Source organism: Novosphingobium sp. HII-3, assembly GCF_002916655.1.
GTDB classification, from domain to species: Bacteria; Pseudomonadota; Alphaproteobacteria; order Sphingomonadales; family Sphingomonadaceae; genus Novosphingobium; species Novosphingobium panipatense.
In genome coordinates this window covers 57,018-74,809 of the sequence record NZ_PPSM01000025.1, presented here as the reverse complement: position 1 = coordinate 74,809, position 17,792 = coordinate 57,018, and the positions used below count along the sequence as shown (strand labels likewise).

Annotated in this window: 15 protein-coding genes; 7 read left to right on the top strand and 8 right to left on the bottom strand. The window is 65.1% G+C overall.

All coding sequences use genetic code 11. From position 1 onward, the window contains the following. Positions 1-81: 81 nt before the first annotated feature. From C2R25_RS10115 to otsB, 5 genes are all read right to left on the bottom strand, one after another. A complete protein-coding gene (locus C2R25_RS10115; RefSeq protein ID WP_103729310.1) occupies positions 82-1,095 on the bottom strand; it encodes an NAD-dependent epimerase/dehydratase family protein in 1,014 nt (337 codons plus the stop codon). 163 nt (positions 1,096-1,258) lie between these two features. Beyond that, the gene (galE, locus tag C2R25_RS10110; protein WP_103729309.1) at positions 1,259-2,284 is read right to left on the bottom strand and encodes a UDP-glucose 4-epimerase GalE; all 1,026 of its coding nucleotides are present in this window, start codon (positions 2,282-2,284) and stop codon (positions 1,259-1,261) included. A gap of 234 nt (positions 2,285-2,518) precedes the next feature. Continuing rightward, complete coding sequence (gene otsA / locus C2R25_RS10105) at positions 2,519-3,958, bottom strand: alpha,alpha-trehalose-phosphate synthase (UDP-forming) (protein WP_103729060.1); 1,440 nt, start codon at positions 3,956-3,958, stop codon at positions 2,519-2,521. Between the two features lie 90 nt (positions 3,959-4,048). After that, complete coding sequence (locus C2R25_RS10100; protein ID WP_103729059.1) at positions 4,049-5,863, bottom strand: glycoside hydrolase family 15 protein; 1,815 nt, start codon at positions 5,861-5,863, stop codon at positions 4,049-4,051. After that, on the bottom strand, positions 5,860-6,684 hold the full coding sequence (otsB, locus tag C2R25_RS10095) for a trehalose-phosphatase (RefSeq protein ID WP_103729058.1): 825 nt from the start codon (positions 6,682-6,684) through the stop codon (positions 5,860-5,862). Before otsB ends, C2R25_RS10100 begins: the two co-directional genes overlap by 4 nt. A gap of 299 nt (positions 6,685-6,983) precedes the next feature. On the opposite strand from otsB, the gene C2R25_RS10090 reads away from it, so the two are divergent. The 5 genes from C2R25_RS10090 to C2R25_RS10070 all read left to right on the top strand — a co-directional run bounded on the left by C2R25_RS10090 (position 6,984) and on the right by C2R25_RS10070 (position 10,032). After that, positions 6,984-7,736, top strand: coding sequence for an HAD-IIB family hydrolase (locus tag C2R25_RS10090; protein WP_103729057.1), 753 nt, complete (start codon positions 6,984-6,986; stop codon positions 7,734-7,736). A 42-nt stretch (positions 7,737-7,778) separates the two neighbouring features. Continuing rightward, entirely contained in the window at positions 7,779-8,336 is a 558-nt protein-coding gene (locus tag C2R25_RS10085) for a hypothetical protein (RefSeq protein ID WP_103729056.1), read from the top strand. Between the two features lie 95 nt (positions 8,337-8,431). Then, positions 8,432-8,890 carry a Dps family protein gene (locus C2R25_RS10080; RefSeq protein WP_103729055.1) on the top strand — a complete coding sequence of 153 codons (459 nt, stop codon included), beginning with the start codon at positions 8,432-8,434 and terminating at the stop codon, positions 8,888-8,890. A gap of 39 nt (positions 8,891-8,929) precedes the next feature. Beyond that, the gene (locus tag C2R25_RS10075; RefSeq protein WP_103729054.1) at positions 8,930-9,547 is read left to right on the top strand and encodes a 6-phosphogluconolactonase; all 618 of its coding nucleotides are present in this window, start codon (positions 8,930-8,932) and stop codon (positions 9,545-9,547) included. Beyond that, complete coding sequence (locus C2R25_RS10070; protein ID WP_233203903.1) at positions 9,541-10,032, top strand: NUDIX domain-containing protein; 492 nt, start codon at positions 9,541-9,543, stop codon at positions 10,030-10,032. Before C2R25_RS10075 ends, C2R25_RS10070 begins: the two co-directional genes overlap by 7 nt. 80 nt (positions 10,033-10,112) lie before the next feature. On the opposite strand, the gene acnA is transcribed toward C2R25_RS10070, so the two are convergent. Both acnA and C2R25_RS10060 read right to left on the bottom strand, forming a co-directional pair. Further along, positions 10,113-12,797, bottom strand: a complete 2,685-nt coding sequence (acnA, locus tag C2R25_RS10065) for an aconitate hydratase AcnA (protein ID WP_103729052.1) — start codon at positions 12,795-12,797, stop codon at positions 10,113-10,115. A gap of 135 nt (positions 12,798-12,932) precedes the next feature. Further along, on the bottom strand, positions 12,933-13,973 hold the full coding sequence (locus tag C2R25_RS10060; RefSeq protein ID WP_369825704.1) for a DMT family transporter: 1,041 nt from the start codon (positions 13,971-13,973) through the stop codon (positions 12,933-12,935). A 41-nt stretch (positions 13,974-14,014) separates the two neighbouring features. Between C2R25_RS10060 and C2R25_RS10055 the strand changes: the two genes are divergently transcribed. Then, positions 14,015-15,490: a L,D-transpeptidase family protein gene (locus C2R25_RS10055; RefSeq protein ID WP_103729051.1), complete on the top strand. Its 1,476-nt coding sequence runs from the start codon at positions 14,015-14,017 to the stop codon at positions 15,488-15,490. Between the two features lie 103 nt (positions 15,491-15,593). After that, positions 15,594-15,887 carry a hypothetical protein gene (locus C2R25_RS10050; protein WP_103729050.1) on the top strand — a complete coding sequence of 98 codons (294 nt, stop codon included), beginning with the start codon at positions 15,594-15,596 and terminating at the stop codon, positions 15,885-15,887. Positions 15,888-15,896: 9 nt separating this feature from the next. Here C2R25_RS10050 and recQ read toward each other — a convergent pair whose 3' ends face one another. Further along, positions 15,897-17,771 (bottom strand): DNA helicase RecQ, encoded by a 1,875-nt coding sequence (recQ, locus tag C2R25_RS10045; RefSeq protein WP_233203901.1) that lies wholly within the window; start codon positions 17,769-17,771, stop codon positions 15,897-15,899. Positions 17,772-17,792 lie beyond the last annotated feature (21 nt).

Here is a 17,792-nt window from a genome sequence, read left to right as displayed (position 1 = left end):
GAGCGCCTTAGAGGCTGCGGGAAGGAAGGGAAAGGACGCCGCGAGGTTTCGTCAGGAGCATCTATGTTGGCGTGATGCGCGTCAGAGGCCCGTGTAACTGCGGAACCAGTCCACGAAACGCGGCACGCCTGTCTCGATGGGCGTGGAGGGAGCGTAGCCCGTATCTCGCGTCAGTGCCGCGATGTCCGCGTATGTGGCGTGCACGTCACCCGGCTGCATCGGCAGGAGATTGCGCTGGGCCTTGCGGCCGCAGGCGTCCTCCAGCACCTCGATCAGGCGCAGCAGGTGTTCGGAGCGGTGATTGCCGATGTTGTAGAGCGCGTGCGGCTTGACGCTGCCGCCTGCCTTTTCCTTGCCATCGTCAAGCGGCGGCCGGTCGAGGCAGGCGAGGACGCCGGCCACGATGTCGTCGATATAGGTGAAGTCGCGGCTCATCTCGCCGTGGTTGTACACGTCTATGGGACGATCGGTCAGGATCCGCTCGGCGAACTTCCACATGGCCATGTCCGGCCGGCCCCAGGGGCCGTAGACGGTGAAGAAGCGCAGGCCCGTGAGCGGCAGGCGGAACAGGTGAGCGTAAGTCTCGCTCATAAGTTCATCCGCCTTCTTGGTGGCGGCGTAAAGCGAGACAGGCGTGTCAGCGCGGTCTTCCACCGCGAAGGGCAGCTTCGCATTGCCGCCGTAGACCGAACTGGAACTTGCATAGACCATGTGCTCGACCCCGCGAGCGCGGGCCAACTCGAGCATGTTGACGTGGCCCGCCAGGTTGGAGGCTACGTAGGCGTGTGGGTTCTCAAGCGAATAGCGCACGCCCGCCTGAGCGCCGAGATGGACGATCGTGGGGAAGGAGAAGGGCGCCATGGCCCGGGTAAGCGCAGCCATGTCGGAGAAATCGAGCGGAAGAAAGTGGAAGAGGTCACCGTGCCGACGGGAGAGCTGCTCAAGCCGGGCCTGCTTCAGTGAAACGGGATAGTAATCGTTGAGATTGTCGATCCCGACCACGGGTTGACCGCGCGTCATCAGCGCCTCGGCGACGGCAGCTCCGATGAAGCCTGCCGCTCCCGTGACCAGAACGGTTGAACCCTCGCGCGTCATGCCTGCCTCCATCTGCTACCCCCGCCTCATGCCGGCTCGCAGGCAGGCGCTAGCCCAAAACGGTGGGGGAGGCGATAATCCTTCAGCGGTAAAGGGATGCGCATGCGAATGGGACGCGCAGGTGCGGGTTTCCTCCGGCGGCGGTTCTGCCAGGGACAGGCGGTCAGGCAGGGGCGTGACCGCGCACCTCGGCCAGCCTTCGCTCCCAGTTGAGAGCATGCTCCACAATAGTCGTCAGGTCATCGTACTTCGGCACCCAGGGCAGCGTATCCTTGATGCGGGCGTTATCGGAAATGAGCGAAGCGGGGTCGCCCGCGCGCCGTCCTTCAAGGCGGCGGTCGATCTTCCGGTTGGTCACGCGATCGACCGCATCGAGCACCTCCAGGACTGAGAAGCCACGTCCGTAGCCGCAGTTCATGGTCATGGACCGGCGGGGCTGTGCGATCAGGGCCTCCAGCGCAAGGACGTGTGCATCGGCCAGATCCGAGACGTGGATATAGTCGCGCACGCCCGTCCCGTCGGTGGTGTCGAAGTCGGTGCCAAAGACCTTGACGTGGCCGCGCTTGCCCAGTGCCGCTTCGACCGCAACCTTGATGAGGTGCGTGGCCCCCACGGTCGACTGCCCCGTCCGCCCGTACGGATCTGCACCCGCCACGTTGAAATAGCGCAGCGCGCAGTAGCTGAGGGGATGGGCAGTCGCCACGTCTGCCAGCATGAACTCCGTCATCAGCTTGGACATCCCGTAGGGATTGATCGGCGCACGCGGCGTGTCCTCCGTCACGGGTGACACTTCGGGGACGCCATAGGTCGCCGCCGTCGAGCTGAAGATGAAGTGCGGTACGCCGGCGGTCACGGCAGCTTCGATGAGGGTGCGGCTCTTGGCGGTGTTGTTGTGGTAGTACTTCAGCGGGTTCTCGACGGATTCCGGGACGACCACCGAGCCCGCGAAATGCATAATCGCGCCCTTGCCGTTGCCCATTCCCTGTTCGGCGAAGATGCGCGCCAGCAGCGGCGCGTCCTCGATGTCTCCTTCGTAGAACGGCACCCCTTCGGGCACCGCGAAGCGAAAGCCGGTTACCAGACTGTCGATGACGGCAACCCGCCACCCGGCGTCCTGAAGGGCAAGAACGGCATGGCTGCCGATATAGCCGGCACCGCCGGTGACAAGAACGGTATGGTCGCGTGTCATCGCATTGCCCGATCCGCAAAGAGGCGCGGCCAAGATCGCGCCGAAAGACTTGGACGCGCTGGCGATATGCAAAATACCGGCGCCGGTCAAACCGCTGACGGCGCGCCGTCCTGCATGTAATCCCTTTGCGCAGGCCGCGGCGCGATCAGGGGCTTGTCTTCGTTCGACTGCCCCTGTCCTGGCTGGCGCGACCGGCAATTCGGTGCATGCGATCGCTTCATCGGAGAATCGCGCTCAGGACCCCGTGCCTGCCTCCGGCGTCTTGGCGTTATTGGCGGGTGCGACGTCATGTCCGCGCTCGTCGTTTGCCAGCGCTCCGACGAACTGGTGAAGCCAGTGGAAGACGTCTTCGTCCCGCACCGATGCCAGCAGGCGCTGGTGGCGCCGCTTGCGCTCGTCCAGCGGCATGTCGAGCGCGCGCTTGATGGTCTCCGCGACGTGTTCTACCGAATGCGGATTAACCAGGAGGGCCTCCTTGAGCTGGATTGCCGCCCCGGCGAACTGCGAGAGGATGAGGACGCCCGGGTTCTCCGGATCCTGCGCCGCGATGTATTCCTTCGCGACCAGGTTCATGCCGTCGCGCAGCGGGGTAACGAGGCCGACCTCCGCCGCCCGGTAGAAGCCGGCAAGCTGGGAACGTGGATAGCCCCGGTTAACATAGCGGATGGGCACGAAGTCGAAGTCGGCGTGAGCACCGTTGATGTGCCCGGTCTTGCGCTCCAGATCCTCGCGGATCTGCTGGTAGCTGGCGACGTCCCCACGGCTGGGGGGCGCAATCTGGAGGAGCACGGCCCGACCGGCCATGTCCGGATGATCGGCCAGGAAGCGGCTGAAGCTTTCGAAGCGTTCGCCGAGCCCCTTCGAGTAGTCAAGGCGATCGACACCGATGAGGATCTTGCGGCCACGCACGCTGGCCTTGAGGCGCTGGCAGGCTTCCTGCGCTTCCTCACCGGCGGCGGCCTGCGTGAACTCGGCAAAATCGATGCCGATGGGAAAGGCGCGCGCGATCACCCGCCGGCCTTTGTAGTCGATCGAATTGTCGAGATTTACCGCAAGGCCCATCTCCTTCTGCACGTAATGCAGGAAGCTCTCCAGCCACTCCGTCGTCTGGAAGCCGATGACGTCGTATTCCAGCATGGAGGCGACCAGCCGCTCGTGGAACGGCAGGGACGCCAGCAGACGCGTGGGCGGCCAAGGCGTATGCAGGAACAGCCCGATGCGGTTTTTCACGCCTTTCCCGCGCAGGATCGATCCGAGCGGCAGCAGGTGATAGTCGTGGACCCATACAAGGTCGTCGGCTTCGATCAGCGGGAAGACGGAATGGGCGAAGCGCTCGTTGACCCGCTCGTAACCCTCGCTGAAGTTGCGGTCGTATTCGGTGAGATCGATGCGGTAGTGGAACAGCGGCCACAGCGTGCGGTTGGCGTAGCCGTTGTAGTATTCGTCGATGTCCTGAGGCTCGAGGTCGATCGTGGCGGTCGTTATGTCCTCGTTGCGCTGCATGTCGAGGTGGCCGGTAAATTCGGCCGTTTCCTGCCCCGACCAGCCGAACCAGATGCCGCCATGTTCGCGCAGCGCGGAATTGAGCGCTACGGCCAACCCGCCCTGTGCGCCCGCGGCGCCTGCGGCGCTGGGTACGCTGACCCGGTTGGAAATGACGATCAGGCGGCCCATGGCGTGTATTCCCCTCGCTCCCGAGAACGTTTGATGTGCGCGGCGGGCCCGGCAGGGCGACGCGCAAAAGGCGGAACGACCGCCGCTTTTTCAGCGCCAGTCCCGCCAGGACCGGGACAGCTGCCCGGCGCAGTTGATGATACCCACTAGCGAATAGGTCTGGGGAAAGTTCCCCCACAGTTCCCCAGTTTCGAAATCCATGTCCTCGGAGAGCAGGCCGGAGCGGGTGCGGTGGCCGAGCATGGCCTCGAAGATGCGACGCGCTTCCTCATCCTCCCCGCTGCGATGCAGGGCTTCGATCAGCCAGAAGGTGCAGATGTTGAAGGCGGTCTCGGGAAGCCCGAAATCATCCTCGCTGTCGTAGCGCAGCATGTGTTCGCCCCGGCGAAGAGCCTTCTGAACTGCCTTCAGGGTGGCCTTGAACTTCGGGTCCTCGGGCGCAAGGTAGCGCAGTTCGACCATCTGCAGGAGGCTTGCGTCGAGCTGGGAGCCGCCAAAGCTCGCAGCGTAATGACCGCCGGCCTCGTGCCCCTCGACCTCGTGCCAGGCACCCGCATCGATGTTGCGGCGCACCGCATCGGCTCGCTGGCGCCAGAACGTCGCGCGGTCGTCAAGGCCGAGGTAGTGGGCAGCGTTGGCCAGCCGGTCGCAGGCAGCCCAGCTCATGACGCTCGAATACGTGTGGACGGCCGTGCGCGTGCGCAGTTCCCACAGGCCGGCGTCGGGCATGTTGTGAGTCTTCCACGCCATCTCGCCGACCTGCTCGAGGCTGCGGAAATCGTCCTCGTTGGCGATGCGCAGCAGCCGCTGATCCACGAAGCCCTGGATGGAGGGCAGGACGATCTGGCCGTAGCAGTCGTTCTGTACCTGATAGTAGGCGGCGTTGCCGATGCGCACCGGACCGGTGTTGCGGTATCCCGGGAGGTCCGCAGCCTCCCACTCGATGATTTCCTTCGCCCCGCTGACGGCGTAGAGCGGCTGGATGACCCCGTCGGGCGCATCGGCGACGATGTTGCGCAGGTACCGGAGGTACTTCTCCAAAACGTCGAGAGCGCCGAGATGGTTCAGGGCCTGGACCGTGTAGTAGGCGTCCCGAATCCAGCAGTAGCGGTAATCCCAGTTCCGCTGGCTTCCGGGCGCTTCGGGAATGGACGTGGTGAGTGCCGCGACGATGGCGCCCGTCTCTTCGTGCTGGCACAGCTTGAGGGTGATGGCGGCGCGGATGACCGCGTCCTGCCAATCGAGCGGCGTGGCAAGCCCGCGGACCCACAGCCGCCAGTAGTTCGCTGTGCGCTGGAGCATCGTCTCCAGATCGTGCTCCACGTTGCCGGCGAACGGCTCGTCCGGGCCGAGGAAGAAGTGCAGGGCCTTCTCCAGTCGGAACCAGCGTTCGTCCAGGACGTACCCGACGGGGGCGTCGGTAGTCAGGCGCATGGCGTTGCGTTCGACCAGATAGCGGATGTGGTTCGATCCCTGCGTCATCGGCGCGAGGCGGGCGCCGTAGCCGCTCATCGGGGTAAGGATCGTGCGGATGCGCGGAGAGCCGGATACGGGGCGGACGATGCGGGCGAAGGCGACCGGGCGATACATGCGGCCCGAACGCTCGAACCGCGGCGCGAAGTCAAGGATCTCGACAGCCCCGCCGGTCGCATCTTCCAGGCGCGTCACGAGAATCGGCGTGTTGCGCAGGTAGTGCTGGTGCACCGACACCTGGTTTTCCAGCTCGAACCGCCAGGTGCCGGCATCCTTCCCATCATCCCCGCGCAAAAGCGCGCAGAAGGTGGGGTCGCCATCCACCCGGGGCACGCAGCCCCACACGAACGCTCCGGCCTCATCGATGAGGGCGCTGACCTGACAGTTGCCGATCGGCCAGAGTTCGAGGGATGTCGGTGAGAGCGGTGTCATCTGGGCGGTTCTCCCTTGAAAGCAGCAGCGTGAAGCCCCGTTTCGAGCCAGGCGTGAACGGCAGTCACGCTATCGAGACGAAAGCTGGCGGCGGTGGGGCGCGGCGCGCCCACGAGAATGCCGCGTCCCCCCAGATCGCGGGCGACGTGGAAAGCGTCCTCGTCTGTCACGTCGTCGCCGAGGAAGGTGGGACGCGCCTCGCGAAAATGGGGAAGCTGCATGAACCGGGCGACGGCACTGCCCTTGTCGGAACCTGGCATCGTCACTTCCACCACCTGCTTGCCGTGCTTGACCTCGAGGTCGAACGTGGCGGCAAGCTCCTGTGCGTGCAGCAGCAGCGCGTCCCTTGCCTCTGGATGGTGGCGATAATGCACGGCTGCGCTGAACGGCTTGGGCTCGACCAGCAAGCCGCCGTGCCTTTCGCTAAAAGCCTGAAGCGCCCCCACGACCGCGCCGGGCAGCGGTGAGGCGAGCGGCTCCGTCGGCTGCCCGCCGCCGGGCCGGAATTCACCGCCGTGCGATCCTGCAAGGGCCACCTCCACCGGGCCAAGGAGACTCTCCAGCGCGGCTATCGAGCGACCCGTCACGATCGCGAGCCGATTGTCGAGCGCCCGTGAAAGCTCTTCTACCAGCTCACGCAGGCGTGGGGAGACGCGCACATCGTCCGGGTGCTCGGCAATTTCCACGAGGGTGCCGTCGAAATCCAGGAAGAGCGCGGTCCCGGCAAGCGAAAGCGGCGAAGGCATCTCAAGTGCACGGCCTGCACTGTCACCGGACACTCGATGCGCCGCCGGTGACGGGCCGTCGCTCGAAGAGGTCATCTATATTCCGCCTTGCACCAGGTTTATGCCTCGGGAAAAGAGGCAGCCAAAAGGTCCGGACGCATGCTGCGCCGCGATTGCACCCTCGTCAACCGATAGGGCGGCGGAGTGTTCCACTATGGATTTCGCCTGTTTGAACCGCGGCTTTTCCTGCTGCATTGCAGCGGCTGACGCGAAAAGCCATTTTCCACCTTGCGACGTTCTGAGACGTTGGTGCATCCGTTTCCCGCTCTCGAAGACGGTGACAATTTGGCGTTTTCGGATATCAGACCGGCAAGAACGCTGTTGAAGGATCTGGAATGAAGAAGATTGTAGCATTCGACCTTGATGGCACCCTGGCACTGAGCAAGCAGCCGCTGACCGACGAGATGGCGGAACTGCTGGCGCAACTTCTCACCGTCGCGCAGGTGGCCGTCATTTCCGGCGGCGACTGGCCGCAGTTCGACAAGCAGGTGGCGAGCCGTCTCCCCGCCCATGCCGACCTCTCCCGCCTTTGGATGCTGCCCACCAGCGGCGCGAAGCTCTACCGCCATCAGGATGGCACGTGGAACGCCATCTACGCCGAGCTTTTCACTGACGAACAGAAGAAGGAGATCTTCGATGCGTTCGACGCCTCGCTGACGGCAACCGGCTTCACGCCGGAGGAAACCTGGGGAGAGCGGATCGAGGATCGCGGCAGCCAGATCACCTTCTCCGCTCTGGGGCAGCAGGCGCCGCTGCACGCCAAGGAAGCCTGGGACCCGGATTTTGCGAAGCGCAAGGTGATACAGGCCGATCTGGTGAAGCGCCTGCCGGGCGTCTCCATCAATCTGGGTGGGGCCACATCGGTGGACGTGACCCAGCCGGGCGTCGACAAGGCCTGGGGGCTCAAACGTCTCGCCGAGCACAGCGGTGTAGCCGAAGCCGACATGCTCTTCATCGGCGACGCCATCTTCCCGGGCGGCAACGACTATCCGGCCAAGGCGATGGGGCTCGACACCGTCTGTGTCCGCGATCCCGAGGATACGACTAACGTCATCACGGCGATCATCGCCTGCCAGAAGGGCGGCTGAGGGGCCGGCGGTCCTTTGTGAGGCGGGCATGACGGGGATCTGATGTCCGCTTTCTATCTGACCTTCGTGGCGACCCTGCTTGCGGGCTTCGGTGCACGGGACCAGCTCACGGTCGCCGGGCTATCTCTGCGGCAGGGCCGAAGGCCCGCCGTGCTGGTTGTGGCGATGGTCATCACCGTCGTCACTGCCGCCGCCGCCGCCTACCTTGCCACGATCATGCTGGCGCAGCTTCCGCCGCCCGCGCGGACTCTCTTCGCCGCGCTGGCGTTGGGGATAGCGGGCTTGGAATCGCTGGTGCTCGCGCCGCGGAACAGTCCGCGCGAACCCACCAATTCGCTCGGCGCGCTGATGCTGGTGCTGCTTGCCCGGCAGGCAATGGACGCAGCGCGCTTCCTCGTCTTCGGCATGGGCGTGGGAATGGCCGGACCCTGGGCGGCTGGGGCGGCCGGTGCTCTTGCGGGCTTCGTCCTGATGCTCTTCGCGTGGCGCCGCCCGGAATTGTTGAGTTCGCCCGTCGTGCCGCAGGTCCGGCGATTGGCCGGTGCCCTGCTGCTCGTTGCGACGGTGGCCCTGTTCCTGCAGGAATTTGCGCTCGTCTGATCGCTTTTTGCAATCAAACTCAGCCTTTCCATGTGCGTTGTCAGCGCATACTTCTGTTCACAACGCATCAAATCGCCGTAGCGAGAGGAGCAAACATGACTTCCAAGGACAACTCGAAGGCCGCCCTGATCGACAGCCTGAACGGGCTGCTGGCGGATACCTTTGCGCTCTACGTGAAGACCAAGAACTACCACTGGCACGTTAAGGGGCCGCAGTTCCATGACCTGCATCTCCTGTTCGACGCACAGGCGACTGAAATCTTTGGCCTCACCGACCTTATCGCGGAACGCGTGCGAAAGCTTGGCGGAAGGACGCTGACATCGATCGGTTCGATCGCGGCGAAGACCTCCATCGACGATAGCGACGACACCAACCTCGACGCGAAGGGTATGGTGAAGCAGCTGTTCGATGACAACACCGCCTACGTCGCAACGCTCAAGGCAACGAAGGAACTGGCGGGTGAAGCCGGCGATAACGCAACGGACGGCATCATCGACGACTGGACCGACCAGGCCGAGCAGCGCGCGTGGTTCCTGCGCGAGATCATCGCCTGACAACTTCCGATGGAAGATGGGGGATGCTAGATGTCCCCCATGTCCACCATCAAGATCATCGAAGGCGCTGACGACAGCGCCATTGCCGCATGGCTGACGGAACGCCTTGAACGGGCGCTGTCGCATGCGTCGACCATTGCCGTGACGGTCCCGGGCGGCAGTACGCCTTTTCCCATCTTCGACATCCTGGCTGGCAGCGCTCTTCCCTGGGGGCGCATCGCGGTCTGGCCCGGCGACGACCGCATCGTCGCGGAAGACCATCCCGCCAGCAACGTCGGCAAGATCCGGGCGCGGTTGGAACCCGCGGGGGCGACGGTGGTGCCGCTGGAAGAGGGGGCCCGGCCTCCGCATTTCGCGCTGGCCTGGCTCGGCATGGGTGCCGACGGGCACATTGCATCGCTCTTCCCGAATACGGATCCGCAGCCCGATGATGCCCAGCCCGTTCGCCGGTTGAGGCCCGATCCGCTGCCGCCGGAAGCGCCTTTCGACCGTCTGAGCCTGACGATGCCGGCGCTTCTCGACAGCGACGAAATTGTCTTTGTCATCCGCGGGGCCGACAAGCGGGCCGTGTTGGACGGCGCCATCGCCGGCGCGCATGACCTGCCGATCGCCCGGTTCCTTGCCGCATCGCGCGCGCCCGTGACCTGCTTTTGCTGACATTCCTGCCCGCGCCACTGCACCGGGCGCTCTATCGCATAGCGCACCGGGTGCGCGTCCCGATCTGGCGCCTGTTCAGGATTCAGGTCCACGGGGTGCGAGTGATCGCCCTGGACGAAAAGGACCGGCTCCTGCTGGTTCGCCATTCCTACCGGGCTTCCGGATGGATGCCTCCGGGTGGCGGGATCGAGCCGGACGAGGATCCGGTTGAAGCCGCAGCGCGCGAACTGCGTGAGGAAACCGGCTGCCTCCTTTCGCAGGCCCGGCTCCTTGCGGTGCGGGCAGAGGACTTCCACGGAAGCCGAAACATGGTCCGGGTCGTCTTGGGTCGTGCCGCCGGAGCGCCGCAGGCGGACGGGCGGGAGATCGTTCAGGCCCGGTTCTTCGCGCTGGAGGATCTACCAGAAGCGATGCCGGCCGGTTTGAAGGAGCGCCTGCGCGCCTGGGTCTTGACCGAGGGGCGGACGCAGGACGGCACCGCGTGAAGCACAGCGGCGACTAACGAAAAACCCCGCCCGGTTCGCACCGGACGGGGTTTTTTCTGCTTTTCAGCCAGATGGACCTATCAGGCCGCCAGCTTGCGCAGCACGTATTGCAGGATGCCGCCGTTGTTGAAGTATTCCACTTCGTTGGCGGTATCGATGCGGCACAGTGCGGTGAAGGTGAACGTCGTGCCATCCGGACGGGTCACTTCCACCTCTACGTCCTGACGCGGCTTGAGATCGGCTACACCCTTGATCGTGAAGCTGCAGTCGCCGTTCAGGGCCAGGGTGTGGCGGGTCTCGCCGTCCTTGAACTGAAGCGGCAGCACGCCCATGCCGACCAGGTTCGAGCGGTGAATACGCTCGAAGCTCTCGACGATCACGGCGCGTACGCCGAGCAGGTTGGTGCCCTTGGCAGCCCAGTCACGCGAAGAGCCGGTGCCGTATTCCTTGCCCGCCACGACGACCATCGGCGTGCCGTCGGCCTTGTGCTTCTGGGCAACGTCGTAGACCGCGCCGACTTCCTCACCATAGCGGCTCATGCCGCCCTCGATGCCCGGAACCATCTCGTTGCGGATGCGGATGTTGGCGAAGGTGCCGCGCATCATGACTTCGTGGTGACCACGGCGCGAACCGTAGGAGTTGAAGTCCTGCTTGGCGACCTGATGTTCCATCAGCCACTGGCCTGCCGGGCTGTCCGCCTTGATCGAGCCAGCCGGCGAGATGTGGTCGGTGGTGATCGAGTCGCCCAGGATCAGGAGCGGCTTGGCTTCGATGATGTCGGTCACCGGAGCCGGGGTCATCTCCATGCCTTCGAAGTAGGGCGGGTTTGCAACGTAGGTCGAACCGGCGCGCCACGAGTAGGTTTCCGAACCCACGACGTTGATCGCCTGCCAGTGCTTGTCGCCCTTGTAGACGTCGGCATAGCGGGCCTGGAACATCTGGCGGTCGACCGCGGCGGTCATGGTGTCGGCGACTTCGAGGTTGGTGGGCCAGATGTCCTTCAGGAACACCGGCTGTCCTTCCTTGTCACCCTTGGTGGCGGTGCCGATCGGGGTGTTGATGAAGTCCTCCACCACGGTGCCCTTGAGGGCGTAGGCAACGACCAGCGGCGGCGAGGCCAGGAAGTTCGCGCGCACGTCCGGGGACACGCGGCCTTCGAAGTTGCGGTTGCCCGAGATCACCGCACTGGCGACGATGCCGTTCTCGTTGATCGCCTTGCTGATCGGCTCGGCCAGCGGGCCGGAGTTGCCGATGCAGGTGGTGCAGCCATAGCCGACCAGGTTGAAGCCGATGTTGTCGAGGTGCGACTGGAGGCCAGCCTTCTCGAGGTAATCGGTGACGACCTGCGAACCGGGGGCGAGCGAGGTCTTGACCCAGGGCTTGGGCTTGAGGCCGAGTTCGTCGGCCTTCTTGGCGACGAGGCCGGCGGCGACCAGCACGCTCGGGTTGGAGGTGTTGGTGCAGCTGGTGATGGCCGCGATCATGACGTCGCCGTCACCGATGTCGAAGTCCTTGCCTTCGACCGGCACGCGGGCCGGGGTCTTCTTGTAGGTCGCGGCCATGTCGGCGTTGAACACATCATCGACTTCCGGCAGCGAAACCCAGTCCTGCGGGCGCTTCGGACCGGCAAGCGAGGGCACCACGGTGGAGAGGTCGAGTTCGAGGGTCGAGGAGAAGATCGGGTCGGCAGCGCCCGGCTCCATCCAGAAGCCCTGCTCCTTGGCATAGGCTTCGACGAGGGCGATCTGCTCTTCCTCGCGGCCGGTGAGGCGCAGATAATCGATGGTCTTGTCGTCGATGCCGAAGAAGCCGCAGGTCGCGCCATATTCGGGCGCCATGTTGGCCAGCGTCGCGCGGTCCGCCAGCGAGAGCGAGGCGAGGCCGGGGCCGAAGTATTCGACGAAACGGCCGACAACGCCATGCTTGCGCAGCATCGCGGTGCAGGTGAGCACGAGGTCGGTGGCGGTGACGCCTTCCTTCAGCTCGCCGGTGAACTTGAAACCGACGACTTCGGGGATGAGCATGGAGACCGGCTGACCGAGCATCGCGGCTTCAGCTTCGATGCCGCCCACGCCCCAGCCCAGTACGCCCAGACCGTTGACCATGGTGGTGTGGCTGTCGGTGCCGACGCAGGTGTCGGGGTAGGCAACGAGCTGGCCGTTCTGGTCCTCGCTCGACCACACGGCCTTGGCGATGTTCTCGAGGTTGACCTGGTGACAGATGCCGGTGCCCGGGGGAACGGCGTAGAAGTTGTCGAGCGACTTGGAACCCCACTTGAGGAAGTCGTAGCGCTCCATGTTGCGCTGGTACTCGATCTCGACGTTCTCTTCGAAGGCCTTGGGGTGGCCGAACTCGTCAACCATGACCGAGTGGTCGATGACGAGGTTCACGGGAACCAGCGGATTGATCTTGCTGGTATCGCCACCCAGCTTTGCGATCGCATCGCGCATCGCGGCAAGATCGACCACGCAGGGCACGCCCGTGAAGTCCTGCAGGAGAACGCGCGCCGGGCGGTACTGGATTTCAGCGCCGGTAGCGGGGTTCTTCTGCCAGTCGACGATCGCGCGGATGTGATCGGTCGATACCGTGAAGCCGCCGTCCTCGAAGCGCAGCAGGTTCTCCAGCAGGACCTTCATCGAGAACGGCAGGCGGGAAATGTCGCCCAGCTTCTCGGAAGCCTTCTTGAGGGAGTAGTAGGCGACGTCCTTGCCGCCGACGGTCATGGTGCTGCGGGTGCCGAGCGAGTCCTGTCCGACCTGAGTCATAGTGGGCTTTATCCCCTTGTGTGATGCCTCTCGCGGGCTGCCTCGCGGCGCTCCTTTACCGTGTTGCAGTGCGACAGGCGGATTCGTCACGCCGCCGATGCGCGCTTGGGGGACCAACGTCAAGGGGTAGAGCGGTTACCCCAAGGTGTCCTTTTGTGTCCCGCGCGTGCCGATCAGGCAACCGAGGACGATAAGGCCCGCTCCGGCCAGCACGCCCATCCCGAGCTGTTCGCCGAAGATAAGCCAGCCCATCAGCGCAGCCCACAGAAAGCCTGTATATTCCACAGGGACCAGAACCTGCGCTTCGGCCCGAGCATAGCCCCATGAAAGGAAAAGAAGAGCCGTCGTCGCGAGCACCGCGCCCAGCCCCGCCCAGGCAAGGCTCGTGGCATCGGGCATGGTCCAGTAGAAGGGGGAGAAGGCCAGCAGCAGCAGCGCCACGTTCATGTTCTGGAACAGGGCAATCTCCACCGGCCCCGCCAGCATGGCCTGCTTGCGCTGCATGACAAGGTTGAGCGCGTAGAGCACGGCCGACAGCACGATGGCGATCGTGCCCTCCACCGCATCGGGGCCATATTCGCCTGCTCCGAGTCGATCCGCAGCGATGACGATCATTCCGGCAAGTCCCAGCAGGGCGGCAAGGACGGCGTTGGGCCGGATGGTCTCGCCGAGCAGAAGCGCGGCGAACCAGAGCGCGATGATCGGGGCGAAGAAGGAAATAGCCATGCCTTCCGCCATCGGAATGCGAACGAGGCCGTGGAAGAAGAGAGCCGCCATCGCAGCGGTCACGCAGGAGCGCTGGACGTGCAGCAGCGCGACCTTGCGGGTGGGCACCGGACGCCCCTTCGCCAGCCAGAGCGGCAGGGTCAGCAAGGTGGCCATGACGTTGCGCACGAGCAGTGCCGTTCCCACGCCGACCATCAGGGACGCGGCCTTCATCGCCGCGTCCATGACGCTGAACGCGGCAATCCCCGCCACGACGGCCAGCACGGGCGCAAGCGGCGCAGCGGGGCGGGGCTGGAAAGCGACCATGCCTCGCCTGTCGCCCGACGCAAGGTTGTGCGCAAGCAATTCATCGCAGCGACAGGTCGCATGGTTGAAGAAAGAGGCGTATAGGGGCACATCGGGAACGGCCCGCATGGCAACTTTCGTTGCAGGCGCGCTTTCTTCTTCCATCAGGCTCCCAGGGTCTCCAGTCGGGCAGGTTTCAAGGCAATATGGTGAGTTTCAAGCGGTTTGGTTCCGGCGTCGCATCGACGTTGGCGTTGCTCGCATTGAGTGCGCAGGCCGCACAGGCGCAGAAGGGCAGGAACCAGTTGCCCGAGGATCTGCTTCCGGCCGCCGCCGCGACCCCGCAGCCTGCCGCGACAGCGGCGCCCAAGTCCGTGCCGACGGCTCCGGCGACCGCTCCGGCGCAGGGCACCGGGCGTACCGGAACGGGCGGTACCGTCAACGCGCCCGCTCCCGGCCTGCCGGCCCCAGCCGGCTCTGGACCTGTCGTCCAGGAGGTCACGCTGGCAGAGCCGGTGATGCCCTGGACCCTTTCGGATGCGCAGGCCCTGCTCAAGACGATCGAGTACATCGGCAAGGAAGGCCTTGTTCCGGCGGACTACCAGCCCGCCGCTCTCAAGGCCGCGATCGCACGCGGTGAAAGCGATGAACTGGACGCCCTGGCGAGCCGCGTCTTCGGTTGGCTGATCGAGGATCTGCGCGACGGGCGCACCCCCATGACCGCGCGCGTCCAGTGGTTTGCCGTCGATCCGGACCAGGACACCATGCCTACCCAGCAGGTGATGGCACAGGCCCTGTCGGAGCATGACGTCTCTGGTGTCGTCGCCCGGCTCGCGCCGACAAACCCGGACTACGCCGCTCTCAAGGACGCGCTGAACGCGACACCCGCCGCTCAGAAGGAGCGCCGTGCGCTGATCCAGGCGAACATGGATCGCTGGCGGTGGCTCGCTCGTGACCTGGGTACCGTCTACCTCATGACCAACGTGCCGGAATTCCAGCTGCGTCTGGTGGTGAAGGACAAGATCCTGCGCACCTACAAGACGGTGGTGGGCAAGCCTGGCCGCACCGCAACGCCCCAGCTGGCGGAAACCGTCAGCGCAGTGGTCTTCAATCCCACCTGGACGGTCCCGCAGTCCATCGTGAAGGGCGAAGGGCTGGGGGCCAAGGTTCTCAACAATCCCCGCTGGGCCGCGAACAACGGCTACAAGGGCTACAAGAACGCCGACGGCGTGATTACGGTGGTGCAACAGCCGGGGCCGAACAACGCGCTGGGGCTGATGAAGATCGACATGCCCAATCCGCATGCGATCTACCTGCATGACACGCCAGCCAAGTCGTACTTCGACGCGGAAGTTCGTGCGTTCAGTCACGGCTGCATTCGCACCGAGCGTGCGGTGGAGCTGGGCATGACCATGGCGATTCTCGGCGCCCAGATGCCGGCCGCCGAAGCGGCGGAGCTTTCGCGCGCCGGCAAGTACAAGAAGGTTGAGATGACGCGGACGTTCCCGGTCTATCTCACGTACTTCACCTTCGCCCGTTCGATCGACGGCACGCTCAAGGCTTTCAACGACATCTACGAGCGCGATGCCCCGGTGCTCGCCAGCTTCAAGGCCGCCCGCCAGCTGAAGACGACGCAACGCACCAGCGACGAGGCGATTATCGAGCTGGACAACCCACTCTGATCCGGCTGACGGCCTCGATGTAACCGCGCGGGCGATCTAGGCGGGATCGCTCTTGCGGGGCAGGCTCCGGGTCTCCAAGTGCCCAAAGGCAAGGAGACCCGCGATGACCGAAAAGAGCGCTGACCGCATCGACGAAGCGACGACGCGCATCCTCGACCTTGAGGCCGAACTGGAAGCCTCAGGCACGATGACGCGGGAAGCTGCGGCCTTGGCCCGGGCACGGACGCTTCTGCATGAATGGGTCGATAGCGTCACCGCTGTGGTGGCGACACCCGGCGTGGGGCGCGTCGTGCTGATCCATGAGAACGGAGCGGAATCGCGCATCGCTTCGCCCGAACTGCCATTCCGGCTCGCCATTCCGGTCACGTTCGGCGGCGGAAACGAAACGGCGGACTGACCCTGCCAGTCAGTGCCGGCGGATGACCTCGAGAAAGGCGTCGCCATAAGCCTCGAACTTGCGGGCGCCGATCCCGCCGATGCTGCCCAGTTCGGCCAGCGAGCCGGGGCGTGCGGCGGCCATTTCGCGGAGGGTGGAATCGTGGAACACCACGTAAGGTGGGACACCCGCTTCCTGCGCCAGTTCACGGCGCAGATCGCGTAGAGCCTCGAACAGCGGATCGCCGACTGGATTGGCCGTATCGCCGCGTGAACGCCGTTTGCGCTCGGGCTTGGGCGGAACGACGATCGCCACGGCCGCATCGCCCTTGAGGATCGCCCGCGCATCGCCGCCGAGAGCCAGCCCGCCGTGTTCCGTAGCGGTCAGGCTGCCCCGCGCCTGAAGCGCCCGGGCGAGCGGCTTGAGCAGCGGCTTCTCGTCGTCCGCGAGTATGCCGAACACGGACAGCTGATCATGCCCCCGCTGCAGCACCCGGTCGTCCGCCACGCCGGCCAGGACCTTCTCCAGATGCCCAAGGCCGTAGGACTGTCCGGTCCGGTAGACGGCGGACAGCAGCTTGCGCGCCAGATCCGTGACATCGACGACGCCCACGGGTTCAAGGCAGTTGTCGCAGTTGCCGCAATTGTGCGGCGGGTCCTCTCCGAAATGCCGGAGCAGGACGGCGCGGCGGCAATCCGCCGTTTCGACAAGCCCCGCAAGGGCATCCAGCCGCTGTCGCTCGCTCTGCTGCCGGTGAGGCTCGATCTCCGAAAGGCGCTGGCGGGCGCGGGCAAAGTCCTCTGCGCCCCAGAGCATGACGGCGACCGACGGATCGCCATCGCGACCCGCACGTCCGGTTTCCTGGTAATAGGCCTCGATGGACTTGGGGATGCCGGCATGAGCCACGAAGCGGACGTCGGGCTTGTCGATGCCCATGCCGAACGCGACGGTTGCCACCATCACCATGTCCTCGCTAGCCACGAATGCGGCCTGGTTGCGGGCACGAACATCGGGATCCAGCCCGGCGTGATAAGGCAGCACCCGGCGACCGGTGGCCGAGGCGAGGCTTTCCGCCAGCTGCTCCACGCGTGCGCGCGTCGGCGCGTAGACAATGCCGGGACCGGGGTTCTCCTCGACGATGGCTTTCAGCTGCCGCATCGCGTTTTCACGCGGACGAATGGCGTAGCGGATGTTCGGCCGGTCGAAGCCGGCGACGATCAGGCCTTCTTCCGGTATGCCGAGCTGGGCAAGGATGTCGCTGCGGGTATGATGGTCCGCCGTCGCCGTCAGCGCCAGGCGCGGGACGTTGGGAAAGGCGTCCAGCAGGGGGCGAAGCAGCCGGTAATCGGGGCGGAAGTCGTGGCCCCATTCCGAAACGCAGTGCGCCTCATCGATGGCGAAAAGGCCGACCCGGGCGGACGACAGCAGCTCGCAGAAGTGCGGCTGGCTGGCCCGTTCCGGCGCGATGTACAGCAGGTCCAGCTCCCCCGCGCGGAAGGCGTCCATCGTCTGCCCGCGATCGGTGTCGGCGCTGGTGAGGGTGGCGGCGCGGATGCCGTTCGCCCGGGCCGAGCGCAACTGGTCGTGCATCAGTGCGATGAGGGGCGAGACGACCACGCATGTGCCCTGAAGAAGCACCGCCGGAAGCTGGTACGTCAACGATTTGCCCGCGCCCGTAGGCATGATCGCCAGGGTGGAACGCCCGTGAAGGACGCGGTCCACCACCTGCTGCTGCACCCCCCGGAAGCCTGAGAAGCCGAAGACGTCGTGGAGGGCTTTGGCTACCGCATCCGGCGCGGGCGGGGGCGATGGGCTCCAGTCGACATCAGGACTGTGGATGTCCAGCATGTCGGCATCGGGTTCACCATAGAAGGTCGTCTCGAAAGGCCAGTCGTCTTCGTTCACGGCTGCGTTATGGCAGACCTG

What these genes read in the sequence shown, in the direction of transcription:
- C2R25_RS10055 (WP_103729051.1), top strand. Translation starts at nt 14,015, where the DNA reads ATGGTGAGTTTCAAGCGGTTTGGTTCCGGCGTCGCATCGACGTTGGCG.
- galE (WP_103729309.1), bottom strand. Translation starts at nt 2,284, where the DNA reads ATGACACGCGACCATACCGTTCTTGTCACCGGCGGTGCCGGCTATATC.
- C2R25_RS10060 (WP_369825704.1), bottom strand. Translation starts at nt 13,973, where the DNA reads ATGGAAGAAGAAAGCGCGCCTGCAACGAAAGTTGCCATGCGGGCCGTT.
- otsA (WP_103729060.1), bottom strand. Translation starts at nt 3,958, where the DNA reads ATGGGCCGCCTGATCGTCATTTCCAACCGGGTCAGCGTACCCAGCGCC.
- C2R25_RS10090 (WP_103729057.1), top strand. Translation starts at nt 6,984, where the DNA reads ATGAAGAAGATTGTAGCATTCGACCTTGATGGCACCCTGGCACTGAGC.
- C2R25_RS10100 (WP_103729059.1), bottom strand. Translation starts at nt 5,863, where the DNA reads ATGACACCGCTCTCACCGACATCCCTCGAACTCTGGCCGATCGGCAAC.
- C2R25_RS10075 (WP_103729054.1), top strand. Translation starts at nt 8,930, where the DNA reads ATGTCCACCATCAAGATCATCGAAGGCGCTGACGACAGCGCCATTGCC.
- otsB (WP_103729058.1), bottom strand. Translation starts at nt 6,684, where the DNA reads ATGACCTCTTCGAGCGACGGCCCGTCACCGGCGGCGCATCGAGTGTCC.
- C2R25_RS10115 (WP_103729310.1), bottom strand. Translation starts at nt 1,095, where the DNA reads ATGACGCGCGAGGGTTCAACCGTTCTGGTCACGGGAGCGGCAGGCTTC.
- C2R25_RS10080 (WP_103729055.1), top strand. Translation starts at nt 8,432, where the DNA reads ATGACTTCCAAGGACAACTCGAAGGCCGCCCTGATCGACAGCCTGAAC.
- C2R25_RS10050 (WP_103729050.1), top strand. Translation starts at nt 15,594, where the DNA reads ATGACCGAAAAGAGCGCTGACCGCATCGACGAAGCGACGACGCGCATC.
- acnA (WP_103729052.1), bottom strand. Translation starts at nt 12,797, where the DNA reads ATGACTCAGGTCGGACAGGACTCGCTCGGCACCCGCAGCACCATGACC.
- C2R25_RS10085 (WP_103729056.1), top strand. Translation starts at nt 7,779, where the DNA reads ATGTCCGCTTTCTATCTGACCTTCGTGGCGACCCTGCTTGCGGGCTTC.